This window comes from Acidipila rosea (assembly GCF_004339725.1).
Taxonomy (GTDB): domain Bacteria; phylum Acidobacteriota; class Terriglobia; order Terriglobales; family Acidobacteriaceae; genus Acidipila; species Acidipila rosea.
The window spans coordinates 597,095-609,851 of record NZ_SMGK01000001.1; the positions used below are offsets into that span (position 1 = coordinate 597,095).

Below are 12,757 nucleotides of genomic sequence, written 5' to 3' on the forward strand. Positions count from 1 at the left end.
ATCTGATCGCGGAGAAGAACTTTTGCAGTCAATAATCCCAATCGAAGAAAAGTCCACTCCACCTTTCTCTGTAGCGAAGCTGCTCCGTGGCTCTGGTAGCCGCGTGATCAATCTTCTGTTGTCTACATTAATTGGATTCTTTCTCACACCCTATATTGTTCGATCTCTCGGGGCCGAGCAGTACGGAATCTGGGCATTGGCCTACGCATTCATTGGCTACTACAGCCTCTTAGATCTTGGAATGTCAGCGGCAGTCTTCACTCACATTTCGTTTGCATTCGGGCAGAAAGATGACGCGGAGGCAAGCAGGATATACAGTACCGGCCTCGCGGTCTTTGGAATAAGCGGGATCATCCTAGCGGTCGTCACAGTAGTTATTGCAGCCTGTGTAGGTCACTTCGCCCATCAGCACGCGATGATGATAGCCTGGGTAATCCTGATCGTGGGACTGCTAAGTGCCAGCAACTTCCCAATGCGTGTCTTCTTTGGGACGCTCAATGCTGGCGCACACTTTGACATTACATCCGGTTTGCTGATCGCCGGTACTCTACTCAGAGCCATAGGCACAGTTGTCGCGTTGCGTTTGCACTATGGAGTGATCGCTCTCGCCCTGGTGAACGTGCTTGCGGGCATTCCCATCAACATACTTGCCATCTATGGAGTGAAGCGGAAGTACGCCTTCCTCAAAGTCTTGCGTCCCAAATACGAACGCCACACAGGGCGCAAATTGATGCGGTTTGGCTTTCCTGTCATCTTCGGTCAACTTGCTGACCGTGTACGTTTCCAGACCGATTCGCTGACGGTGTCATATTTTATTGGCATTATCGCGCTCGCTCATTACAACATCGCAACAACTCTCGTCATGTATTACATGGATGGCATTCTGGCCATCATCGGAGTATTAGCGCCGGTTCTTACAGTTCAACAAAGCCGCAAGGACGAAGCCGGGCTACGTCAGAGTATCCTTGTGGGGACAAGGCTCGGGTTATGCAGTTCAGGCTTTGTGTTATTCGGAATAATTGCTTGGGGACATGCCTTCATCGGACGATGGATGGGGGCGAATTATCTAGATGCATATCCGGTCCTGGTAATTCTCAGCATCGCGGTCTTTCTGGATGTTTCTCAGGCAACGTCGGTCAGCGCTTTATATGCCACCATGAATCAGCAATATTATGCGGTGGTTAATGTGGTCGAGGCCGCACTAAATTTGGTTTTGAGCATTATTCTGGCCCCGCATTATGGAGCGATGGGTGTTGCATATGGCACGCTCATTCCAAGCATCGTAGTACGCTTAATTGTCCAGCCAATCCTTGTCCAACGCAGGTTAGGCCTTTCGGTACGGACTTACTGGGCGGCAACATTGCCAACGGCATTTCGAACCGCTGCGTTTCTAGTAATACCTGCATTAGTTACCCGTTGGCTCTTGCGCCCAACCTACCCAACCATCTTCCTCACAGCAGCGTTATCTGCCATCTTGTTCGCTCTCCCCATGTGGTATTACGAGTTCAACATGCGTGGGGCGGTGGAGTTGACGGCGCGCTGGCGAATGCTGCTCGTTTCTGCCGGGCTGAGAAACCCTTCATAGAGCAATGGGATAAGGGTGCTTGCTGATAGACGGCATCCTTATCGCATTGCGGAGGGAGCAGCAAATGAAGCACAACGGGCAATCAGCTGCTTCCAACTCGTCAGTCTTCCCGGTTCGATACGAATACTCTCCACGATTGCTCGCAGCGAAGAGCGCTTGTCTGTGTCACGCAGCTCATAGGCGTAGTGAAAGAGGTCTAACGCAAGTCGCTTTCGTACTACTTCCTGTTGCTCCGCGCGTAATCCTTCTTTTAGTAGATTACGGAACAGCTCGATTTCACCTTTTACAAGTCGTTGGACATTTCGCGATGAACTATTAGGCTGTCGCTGGTAGAGCGTTAAACACTGAGGCACAAGTTGAAAAGGACATAGACGAGAGAGTCTGAGCCAGAGGTCATAATCTTCCATCTCACGCAGTGAGGATTTGAACATTCCAACTTCGAGTAATGCACTACGACGTGCAAGAACTGTAGAAGGAAGAATGAAAAATGAGTGGAGCAGCCGGTCGAACACCAATCCGGACGCAGGTCTCTTATCTGAAAGATAATCCCCCACCTTGACATTGTCTTCGTCCATGACTGCAGCGTCGGAATAGATAAGCTCAGCGCTAGGGTGGATAGCAGCGCATTCTAACTGACGCTCAAGCTTCTCAGGTAACCATCGGTCGTCTGCATCCAGAAATGCAATCCATTCACCGGTTGATGCGGCTATACCTGTATTACGCGCGACGGCCGCCCCTGCATTTGTCTGTTGTATCAGCCTGACCGGCGCAGGAAATGTTCTTGCAACTAGGCCAGTATTATCTTGAGATCCATCGTCGACAATGAAGATTTCCTTCACGGGCACAGTCTGACTGAGAACGCTTTCGATGCAGCGCGGCAAAAGCGCTGCAGAGTTATAAGAAGGAATCACTACGCTGATGCTGCTCACGCATTTGCTCCATCGATGGTTCGGCTTTGAATGTGATGTTTGAATTCGGCAATTAGCAAAAGACTCTTCGCATGCAATTGCCAAGGCTTTTCGGCACAGGCGCGGCGAAGTTTGCGTATCGCGGGTCTAAGATTTCCACTGTGCAGATCACCGCGGCCGCGGTTGAAAGAGATCCTGTAGCGAGCTTTCGAGATGAGGTGCGGGTTCTTTTTGAAGTACTCAAGTTGCTCAAGCTTGTCGAGGATGGACATTAACGAGTCATATTGAGACTCAGGCATATAGGAAGATAAACTGGTCTGATGGACACGATAATACGTCAGTGGTTCAGGCAGAAAGTATATCTGGTACTCCGAGGCAATTCGCATCCATAGAAGCCAGTCTTCCCCGAATTGCCCTACTTCCTCATCAAATCCCCCGATCCGTTGCAGGCACTCGCGACGAATCATTACAGTTGATGTTTGGATCCAATTAGCGAAAAGAAGATGCTCGAGAACAAATCCATTGTGGATTGTGTACATCTCTGACTTGGATCTATCCACCCGTTGTCCCAATTGATCGACCCCGGCTATTTCTGTTGCAAGAAGGCCATAGGCTGGGTACCTAGCCAAAAAATCAACCTGGCGATCGAGCTTATTGGGTGCCCATGCATCGTCCGAGTCCAAGAAGCAAATATAGTCTCCATGGCAAAGAGTGATACCGGTATTCCTGGCTTTAGCCACGCCTGAGTTGGCTTGCAGATGGTAGCTTATGCGGCCCAGGTAAGGTGCCAGAACCACCTGCGTGTCGTCAGTAGATCCATCGTCCACTACGATTATCTCGACATTAGTATAGGTCTGCCTTAACACGCTATCGACTGCCTGTGTCAAGAGGCCGCTTCGATTAAACGTTGGGATTATGACGGAGACCAATGGCTGATGCAGGGCGTCATTCTGCTCCAGCGACAGACTGCCCCTTATTGTATTCAAGGCCTTCGTCATGTGGGGATTGCCCAATTTACCTCTCAGTTGGAAGCCGCGGATCTGACGACGGCATATAAACCTTTGACAAGCATCTATTATGCCAACCGGATAATGGGATAGATGTGGCATCAAGTCTGTCAGCCTGCCTCAGCCGTTCGAGTGGAGGTCTCCTTACGTGGTCATGGTGTGCAAGATTATGCGCACCATGGCGAGAAGGTTTGTGTAGCTGGATTGAGGAGATATTGTCCCGTGTGGCTGGGATATGGGCAGCCATTTGCATACTAAATCCGTGGATAAAATCGACCCATTGGTGGACAGATGGACGGCGTTTTCGCAGTATTAATACTGCTCACAATTATTTATTACATGGTAAGGGGCTTTTCCAAGCCCTATCTTGGGCTATTTGTTCTTACTGCCGCGTTAGAGTTGCAGCCGGGGGAACTTTACCCGGTGCTAGGCTATTTTCATATAGAGAGGGTCCTAGTTCTTGCTCTAACCGTCGCCTGCTTTATGCAAGGCAAGAAGTTGCGCTTTCCGCCGATTACCAAAGCATTCCTGGCATTCTATGGTGCCATGCTGCTGGGAATTCCTATGGCGTTCTGGGTCGGCAATTCGATAGGAACATGTCTGCAATTTTTTGAGACCGTTTTCTGCGTCTTGATGGCGGTCACTCTGCTGGAAACAGAGGAGCAGATCAAGAAGTATCTAGTCTTGATGCTTTCGCTTGAACTGTGGCTCGGCGCGAGCGCCGTGTACATGTATCACATGGGTGTGAGGCAGTTCGCGATGGGGATAGATCGCGCCGAAGGCTTAACGAGTGCTGGCGGGGATCCTAACACTCTGGGTATCACCATGGTCGTTTCCATGCCTCTTGCATTCCTCATGATGCAAAAGGGGAACCCGAAACGGCTGCGAATATTTGGATTGATCGCCGTGGCCATTTCGCTTGTTACCATCATCACGACTGGATCGCGTACAGCTTTTGCAGCATTTCTGCTCCTGCTGTCTATGATTGTTTTTTCAAAAAAACAGAATCTTAAGTTCATTCCTTTGGTAGTGCTCGCTCTGCCCCTTCTTTGGCTCGTGATCCCGCAACAGTACAAATTGCGCTATGAGTCAGTTCGCGACGCCGACGAAGACGAGTCCTATACCAACCGGCTTCTCTCCTGGCAGGGCGGTATCAAGATGTTCGAGCATAATCCTCTTACAGGAGTAGGCCCGGGGAATTATACCTTTGCGAACGGAAGCCTCTACTGGCCTGGCAACCCGCGTCATTGGCTTAATGCGCACTCGCTCTATTTCAAGCTGCTGGGAGAGTTGGGGGCTTCGGGAACGATCACGTTCTTTGCCTACGTCTTCATGCTGTTCCGCTTGAATATAAGGCTGTCAAAGCGCTTTCGAGATGAAGGTCGAGATCCCTTCATCGCCAACTTTCCGCGCTCTTGCAGCTTTTGTATTATCTTGCTTTTATTTACTGGGTATTCGGCGCATAACCTCTACCGCTCGACCTGGTTCATGATGGGTGCGATTAGCGGCGCAGCTAGCCTTTTGGCGGTCAGAAGAGAAGCGGGCGAAGAAAAGATCATGGCCAAAACTGAGTTGCTTCCTCCATGGTTGCCTCGTCGTGAGTTAACTGCAGAGACCGTCAATGACGTGGTCATTTCAGCACAACCGCTCGCTTAGCCGCGTAGGGATGGGCAACGCTTAATCGTCCTGCCTCGTTGAAGCGACATAAGCTTACCCTCCAGTCCATGCCACTGCAAATAAGTGGGGCTGCATCGCCGCTCTACGACTAGTTGTCCAGGGGTTGCGGCCCATCAGTGGTTGTAAGGTGGGTTGGAGCGCTGCCGAAGCTGGAGTAGCCTCCTAGTGTGTGAATCTTTAGCAGTTCGGCCGCAAGGATGAGACCGCAGCATCGTTAGCCTACTTGCCGCTGGCCATGGGAAATTTCTGAGATGCATAACCGCAATTTGCCTGATCGCTCCCGAAGGATTTCGGGAACCCGCTCAGCCGACCACTGCAGGGAAATCTGAAAATGCTGGTCCACATTCTTCTTTAGCTCAGCCAGTTCCTGCTGAATCTCCATTACATCTCCCTGTGCCGAGTAACGGATATGCATGTGATTAACAGCCTTCTGAATGAGTTGAATTTGTCTCACGTGTCGGAAGCCGCGACTCGATCGAGCCAGAATAACTGTCAGGGAAATTCCTGGAATGATGCTGCCATCCGGGAGGACAAAATTGTCCAGGGCGCGACCCAGTATCTGGGTCACTGAAGGAAACCATGAGCCACATGCGCACGGTGTGCTGTCAAGTAGTACGCAGTCGGCGGTGTCATAGCGAATAAGTGGCATCCCCAGGTTTAAAAGGTCAGTAGCAATCAGCTTATACAGCGGACCCTCTGGCGTGGTTCCCGAATACACCAGCTCCAGATAGCATGCAGCTGGATGAAAGTGTAGTCGCTTGCCGGCTTGACACTGTGCAGCCACCATCCCAATGTCACGACTGCCGTAATGCTCCGTCACTGGGCATTGAAAAGCGTCTTCCAGGATTGCCCTGTCTTCTGCCGAAAGCGGTTCTGCAGTGACGATCAAGTGCTTTGGCTTATGGTAGACAACTCCAGTCGACTTTAGAAATTCTGCGAATCGCGCCGTTGTCGCAGCGTAGCCATAGAGAATTTCTGGGCGGTGCAGGTTCAGTTTATGCAGAAAGCTCTGCATGACAGATTCGTTCAGTTGCCCTGCGGCTCCAATATAGCGCCGGAGAAGCCCCTCCTCATAGAGTCGCCATTTCCAGCTCGGATTGAGCGCGAGGTCGCGCTCAGCTCCCCAAATATGCAGTGCCCTTGTCCCCTGGTCGTAGCCACTCCACCTGTTTAAGTGGTACTGCAGTGCTGTCTTGTCTCGCAGGCCCTCCAGGTCGCGCCAGATGACAACGGGCGCCGAGGTTGTTCCCCCAGTAGATGCTTTTCGTAATTGCCGCTCCGGTACATCGCGCGAAAGTAGATCGTGAGAGTTTGCGCGAAGTAGGTCCCTGCTAAGTTCTGGAAGTGGGATGGGATTCCCCGACTTCCAGTCTGCCGCTTGGAATCCAACGTCGTCAAAGATGCGCCTATAGTAAGGGGTGCTTCGATACGCATGGTCGAGGATGCGCTTGACGCGCACTTCCTGTTCAGCAAGCTGTTCATCCTTCGACATTCGATCAAATTGCTCAAGCCTTCTTAGGCGCGCGCCGAGTCTTTGATGGCGCTCTCGCTCGAGCACCGGGAGGATGATGTTGTTATGTATCCAGGCCATTGTCTATTCGTGACCTGCCGTCATGCACGAGCCGAGAACTTCTGCAGAGGTCTTCACATAGCGAAATTTCCCGGAGGGCTCAGAAGCAATTGTGTCGACGGTCTCGATCGACAGGTTGCTCATTCCGCGTAGATAAGGCTCCAGCCGGGTGCGAAGTTCCTCTGTCGTATCGTGACCGAACCCTCTACCAGGTACAACACGTAGACGAATATTCCACCTGTCGGTCTGTTCGAATTGCATCTGTCGAACTTCGGGCATGTCCCCAGCCAGGAGTGCAAGGGAGATACCCGAGATACGACGCTGGTCCGGCGTAATGAGGAAGTCGGTGATCCGCCCTGATATCTCACTTATACGTGGCAACGAGCGGCCACATGGGCAAGGGGTTCCCGTGGACATGGAAGCCATGTCGCCTATTTCATAGCGAATGAGCGGCATTGATCGATTCAGAAGATCCGTCACTATGACTTTTCCAGTGCCTTGAGGAGCATGCGGACTGGGCTCGATCTCTACAATGAGCGCATCTGCATTGATGTGCATCCCTGTGTGATAGGCGCATTCGCTCGCGATGACAGAGAATTCCCGGCAGCCATATCGATTGAAGACCTTGCCTTTGAAGATACGTTCAAGAAACTGTCTCTGCTCTGGAAGCAGCATCTCTGCTGTTGTAATAATCGACTCGAAATGGATATCCCGTATGTTTTCCTGTTCGCAATAACGTGCAAACATTACCGCCGACTGAGCGTATGCCAGCATGAAGCGGGGACGGAAGCGGCGAAGGAGTGCAACATATTCCGCCAGGTCCTGTTCGGAAATCAAAGACGTGTTCAGAGTTAGGGCACGGTAGAGAAGCCTTTGTCGCCATGTAATGGCTGGGCGTGTAGAGGTGCCCGTATCAAAACGGGAGCCCCAGAGATGTGCGTACCACTGTCCCGGGTGCAGCCCTGCCCAGCTGTTATGCCGATCGGTGCTTGCCCGGCGAGAATCGAAGCGTTCGCGGTCAACCCAGAATTGTAAGGGGCTACCGGTCGAGCCGCCTGTCTGATTTGCAATGCGGGCTGTGGCGGGCTGGTTCTGCGCTACCATTTCATGCGCATGATCCTGGATTTCCTTCTTGGTGAGTATCGGTATATAGCGAAGGTCACTGAGGGTACGAATATCCAGGGGGGTGATTCCCTCGCTTTCAAAACGTCGGCGGTAGAAGGAGATATTGCGGAATGCATGAATCAGTTGCTCCCTCAATCGTTCCATCTGCAGCTGCTCTAGCTCTGTCGTAGATAGAAATTGAGTTTTGGAGAACTGCTTTGCATGACGAAGGTAGTGGGGATGGTCGCGGCGTGTCCACAGAGGATAGATAACCTTGCCAGTGATCCACTCTCCCACCTTGCTGGGGGCTACTGATCCATGCTTCACAAAGAGGTCTTCCATCAGACCACCTGAGCCAGGTTAACGCTATGAAGGCGCTGAGCCGGCACCGCACTGAACGAATGGTGCAATTCATCTTCATACGCTTCAATGATTGGTACGAAGCGGGCACTAGTTAGCAACCGCGAAAGCTTGGACTCCATAGTTGCCGTTCCACCAGTCTGACGAATGTGCGATTTCCAACCCTTCCCAACACCGGGCTGGTAGGGGTCAATTTCCCAGGGGTGCACGTACATGGTGGCTGGACGAGACTTGTGCGCAGCGAGTCCAAGCTGCGTATAAGCATAAGGAAGTAACCTGAGATATGCGCCACCACCTATAGGCAGATTCACCCTGCCTATTCTCCAGGTGGCAATAGGAATCTCGAGTAGTCCTGTCTTGGGAATATAAAAGGGAAAGCGCGGGGCACCGTGATTGCCATACAGTTTGTGCCTGACCGGATTCACGCTCGAATCGTAAAGGAATCCGAGGCTCTCAAGAATTTCAAATGCCCATTCCGTACCTGGAGTGATCGAAAAATTTGGTGCCCGATACCCGATGACGGGCCGCCCAACAACATCCTCTAGTATTTCTTTGGACAGCTGAGTGTCTGCACGAAAGGCTTGGGGCGTCATTCGAGAGACAATCCGATGATGATAGCTGTGGCAACCGATCTCGTGACCACGCGAGGATACCTCGCGAATCAATTGAGGATATTTGTGCGCAACCCACCCAAGTGTGAAAACAGTTGCACGAGTATTGTTTTGATCGAGCAGGTCAAGCAGGCGACGAACCGACGATTCAATTCGCGAAGGCATCTGATCCCACATGTCATGGTTGACAGTCTGCGAGGCTACATCGGTGTGAAAGTAGTCTTCAAGGTCGATCGTGAAGGCATGCAGCGGCAGAGATGAATCTCTATCCTTGCGGGCTAGATCTTCTGACCTCCTCTCCTCCGTGGTTATCACCACACTTTTGCTGGGCATTTTGCGGGATTTCTGGACTGCGCTAAGCGCGGAGCAGGACATTAGGATCGCGGCCCCAAGAGATACGGGAACAATCCATAGGCCACTGTGCGCGATGAGCAGCCACACGTGAACTGAGATCGCGATTGACGCTAGGCAGCAAAACAATGCAGCAATAAGTTTTGTCTTTGGGGCGGACATACAGTTTCTCGTTCCTCTGCTGAGCGAAGTAACTGCACTTCTCCTTCCAAAGTAGGATTTTGAAAATCCGCTCGTCACGGCTATTTAGATGGAGTAGATGTATAGCTGATTGCGCAAGTGGCTGCAGAAAAACGCCACGCCCAAAATGGCGTGGCGTCTATTCCGTCGGAATTGAGAGTCTATGCTGAAGCTTCGAGGTTATACTGACGAATCTTATAGAGCAAGGCCTTATAGCTGATCTGCAGCTTCTCTGCCGCAATGCGTCTGTTCCACTTTGCATCATCGAGTACTTCGCGGATTACGCGAATCTCCGTCTGATCCTTCATGGTACGGACAACGGACTTAAGGCCATCTACGTCGGCTTGAGCTGAAGCTGAATTCGCAAGCATAGTTGCTGTCTGGGGGCGTACTTTGCTTTCAAGTTCCACAAAGGCCATGGCCTCATCCCTCATGATCAGGTATCTCTTGACGAAATTACCCAGCTCCCTAAGGTTTCCCGGCCAAGGATAACGTACGGCAGCTGCGATCAATCGAGGAGAAAAATTTATAGGTTCCATCCGGTTTGCGATAGCTAGCGTATGGGCAAACTCAGCTAGCAAATAGGGGATTTCCTGGCTCCGCTCCCGCAGCGACGGCACCTTAATAACAAACGCGTTGAGTCGATAATAAAGATCTTCACGAAATGTCTTATTGATGATGGCTTGTTCAATATCAACGTTTGTGGCTGCAATAACCCGTACATCTACTTTTGAGTTGACCCGTCCACCCAGACGTGAAAAGGAGCCATCTTGCAGGACATGTAGTAATTTCGCTTGCAGTGCTGGGCTCATTTCACCGATTTCGTCCAGCATCATTGTGCCCTTGTCGCACATATCAAACTTGCCCGGCTTGGACTTCATCGCGCCGGTGAAGGCACCCGCTTCGTAGCCGAAGAGTTCGCTTTCGAGCAGATCGGCCGGCAACGCAGCGCAGTTCACCTTGAGCATTGGTCTCGCGGCACGAAGCGAATGCTTGTGCAACAACGTTGCGACAATCTCTTTTCCAACGCCGCTTTCACCCGTGATCAGTACAGGAACATCGGCCCTGCTTAGCATCTTCACTTGTCGCACGATGGCACGCATCGATGGGGAAGCTGCAAGGAAAAACTGGCCATTTCCCAGGTCTTCAATATGTACGCCTGTTGTGTCTGTGCTCTGGGCTGGCTGCTTATCCCCACAGAATTTCGCGGCTATGGCGCGTACCTCAGCCGCTTGTGCAGGCTTATGCAGGAAACCTTGCGCCCCTGCCTTAATCCCGTCAAACATGAACTCAGCATTTAGCGATTCGGTCATGATAGCTATAGGTGTCTCGGGATAAAGCCTACGCAACTGTTTGAGCGTCTCGAACCCGTTCATTCCCGGCATATCGCTATCGATAAGCATCATATCGAGTGGCGCCAGGCTCTTGCGAACTAGCGCAAGGGCTTCTGCGCCGCCTATCGCAAGCTGAACGCTGTACTGTGTAGGGTCAAGCAGTCCACTTGTACGCCGGGCTGCCTCTGGCTCATCGTCAACGATTAGAACTCGAAAGAGCACTTCCATATAAACAGTCCTAGTTTCTGAGTCCCGGACCTGCGCATGCAGCGATTGATGCCAGCATAGGTCAGACTCGATTGCTTCCATTATCGAAGCTAAAACTTAATGTAAAGATGATTTACTGAATGGCCACTGAACTAAGGGCTCTCGAAATAAGGCACAAATTAGAACTGCAAAACAGCAATTTACCGGAATGGCTAAGCCATAATGCAGATCTGTCTCAGCACAAGTGCTGGCAGACTATTGGGGGATGCAGTGGAACCGAACTTCAATCTCATTCCGGGGAACTTGTTACGTACTGCCGAACAATCAATTGAACTGCTGATAAACATCCTATGTGTTCAATCTTTTGCACTACAATCCCACAATCGTAATCCGGGGCGAAATTAGTGGTAATCAGTTACCCCTCTTAATTATCTCTATGTTCAGAAGTTAGACAGTGTGAAAGTCATTTCCCATCCCGGGCGTCCCACTTTTCCTATTAATAACTCGTTTGGAATCATTAGTTTAATGGAATATGCAAGAAGGAGGAAGGTAAGAATATTCCCTTGGATATGGGAAAAACTTTTCACATTTATCGACTTACTGCCCAAGCTCGAATATCGGTAGTCGGGTGCGCTAGACCGCTAATCATGTGGCGCTTGGCGGTGCAAAAATATGCGCATACTCCGCCTCCGGCCGCTTATCCCGCTTTTCTGGCGCTCCTCCTTTATGTGCACTCCTCTATTTCCGTCCTGAGTTCGCCGCTGAGTCGACGCTCTGAGGTGCGATGGCAGGTAGCGTGCATACATACCCGACGTGACGCCAGATCAGAATCCATTAGCAGAATTTCGACATCCTCAAGACCTTCTTATTGGTCAATCTTCGGCCATACGCAAGATCTGGGAGCAGTTAGCAAGCGCTGCCATGACGGAAGTCCCAGTCCTCATCACGGGGGAGAGCGGTACCGGTAAAGACCTTGCCGCCCGTCTCCTTCACGAGATGAGCCGTCGTGGGCGCTACAACATGGTCAAGGTAAACTGCCCGGCAATACCTGCGCAGCTCTTCGAAAGTGAGCTCTTCGGGTATGACGCTGGCGCCTTTACAGGCGCGAAGTCGGGAAAGCCCGGGAAGTTTGAGCAGGCAAACCATGGAACCCTGTTTCTCGATGAAATTGGGGAACTGGATTTCGCTTTGCAGTCCAAGCTGCTCCGCGCGCTGCAGGATTTCAGAATTGTCCGACTGGGGTCTGTAGAGGAGCGCCAGGTCGATGTCAGGCTGATATGCGGCACCAATCGCAACCTCGAAAAGGAAGTCGCCAACGGAACCTTCCGATCTGACCTCTTTTACCGAATCAACGTGCTCAAGATTGAGATGCCTCCGCTGCGCGACCGCGCAGGAGACGTCCCGATGCTGTTCGAGCACTTTGTAGCGCTCTTTAGCAATCAATTCGGACGTCGCCCAGAGCCAATAAGCAAGTCGGCCCTCAAGCTTCTGGAGGCCTATCACTGGCCGGGAAATCTTCGCGAGCTGGAAAATCTGGCCAAGCGATATGTTGTTCTCGGCGGCGAAGACGGAATTCTCCCCAGTCTCCGAGATCCGCAGGAGATGAATATTTTTGCGACTCAGGCGATCGATCTGAATACCCCGTTGCGGATTCAGACGCGGAAGGCTTTACAGACGCTCGAGCGCAGAATCATTCTCGATGTACTTCGCGCCCACAAATGGAATCGCCGCAAAACTGCGCGGTCACTTGACATCAGCTATCGCGCTCTCCTCTACAAGATCAAAGAGGCCGGCTTGCCTCCTCTGCGTACGGTGAAGCCCAGAAATACAACGACATTGCCAGATATCGGTACGGAATAAACA

At 51.5% G+C, this 12,757-nt stretch carries 9 protein-coding genes; 3 read left to right on the forward strand and 6 right to left on the reverse strand.

Features of this window, described 5'->3' with window-relative positions; translation table 11 throughout:
* The first annotated feature begins 22 nt into the window (after positions 1–22).
* Positions 23–1,585 carry a flippase gene (locus C7378_RS02505; protein ID WP_165876605.1) on the forward strand — a complete coding sequence of 521 codons (1,563 nt, stop codon included), beginning with the start codon at positions 23–25 and terminating at the stop codon, positions 1,583–1,585.
* Between the two features lie 38 nt (positions 1,586–1,623).
* Here the strand turns inward: C7378_RS02505 and C7378_RS02510 are convergent, their stop codons facing one another.
* Complete coding sequence (locus C7378_RS02510) at positions 1,624–2,514, reverse strand: glycosyltransferase family 2 protein (RefSeq protein ID WP_165876606.1); 891 nt, start codon at positions 2,512–2,514, stop codon at positions 1,624–1,626.
* Entirely contained in the window at positions 2,511–3,491 is a 981-nt protein-coding gene (locus tag C7378_RS02515; RefSeq protein ID WP_165876607.1) for a glycosyltransferase family 2 protein, read from the reverse strand. Before C7378_RS02515 ends, C7378_RS02510 begins: the two co-directional genes overlap by 4 nt.
* 300 nt (positions 3,492–3,791) lie before the next feature.
* Here C7378_RS02515 and C7378_RS02520 point away from each other — a divergent pair, with 300 nt between their 5' ends.
* The gene (locus tag C7378_RS02520; protein ID WP_131991360.1) at positions 3,792–5,156 is read left to right on the forward strand and encodes an O-antigen ligase family protein; all 1,365 of its coding nucleotides are present in this window, start codon (positions 3,792–3,794) and stop codon (positions 5,154–5,156) included.
* A 235-nt stretch (positions 5,157–5,391) separates the two neighbouring features.
* Here C7378_RS02520 and C7378_RS02525 read toward each other — a convergent pair whose 3' ends face one another.
* The 4 genes from C7378_RS02525 to C7378_RS02540 form a co-directional block, all read right to left on the reverse strand.
* Complete coding sequence (locus C7378_RS02525; protein WP_131991362.1) at positions 5,392–6,768, reverse strand: phenylacetate--CoA ligase family protein; 1,377 nt, start codon at positions 6,766–6,768, stop codon at positions 5,392–5,394.
* A gap of 3 nt (positions 6,769–6,771) precedes the next feature.
* A complete protein-coding gene (locus C7378_RS02530) occupies positions 6,772–8,148 on the reverse strand; it encodes a phenylacetate--CoA ligase family protein (RefSeq protein WP_131991364.1) in 1,377 nt (458 codons plus the stop codon).
* Between the two features lie 44 nt (positions 8,149–8,192).
* Positions 8,193–9,155, reverse strand: a complete 963-nt coding sequence (locus tag C7378_RS02535) for an XrtA system polysaccharide deacetylase (RefSeq protein WP_165876608.1) — start codon at positions 9,153–9,155, stop codon at positions 8,193–8,195.
* Positions 9,156–9,514: 359 nt separating this feature from the next.
* Complete coding sequence (locus tag C7378_RS02540; RefSeq protein WP_165876609.1) at positions 9,515–10,915, reverse strand: sigma-54-dependent transcriptional regulator; 1,401 nt, start codon at positions 10,913–10,915, stop codon at positions 9,515–9,517.
* A gap of 792 nt (positions 10,916–11,707) precedes the next feature.
* Between C7378_RS02540 and C7378_RS02545 the strand changes: the two genes are divergently transcribed.
* Positions 11,708–12,754 carry a sigma-54 interaction domain-containing protein gene (locus tag C7378_RS02545; RefSeq protein ID WP_165876610.1) on the forward strand — a complete coding sequence of 349 codons (1,047 nt, stop codon included), beginning with the start codon at positions 11,708–11,710 and terminating at the stop codon, positions 12,752–12,754.
* Positions 12,755–12,757 lie beyond the last annotated feature (3 nt).

Excerpts from the sequence above, each read along its gene's own strand:
- C7378_RS02515 (WP_165876607.1), bottom strand. The coding sequence starts at position 3,491 with ATGACGAAGGCCTTGAATACAATAAGGGGCAGTCTGTCGCTGGAGCAG.
- C7378_RS02520 (WP_131991360.1), top strand. The coding sequence starts at position 3,792 with ATGGACGGCGTTTTCGCAGTATTAATACTGCTCACAATTATTTATTAC.
- C7378_RS02525 (WP_131991362.1), bottom strand. The coding sequence starts at position 6,768 with ATGGCCTGGATACATAACAACATCATCCTCCCGGTGCTCGAGCGAGAG.
- C7378_RS02535 (WP_165876608.1), bottom strand. The coding sequence starts at position 9,155 with ATGCCCAGCAAAAGTGTGGTGATAACCACGGAGGAGAGGAGGTCAGAA.
- C7378_RS02540 (WP_165876609.1), bottom strand. The coding sequence starts at position 10,915 with ATGGAAGTGCTCTTTCGAGTTCTAATCGTTGACGATGAGCCAGAGGCA.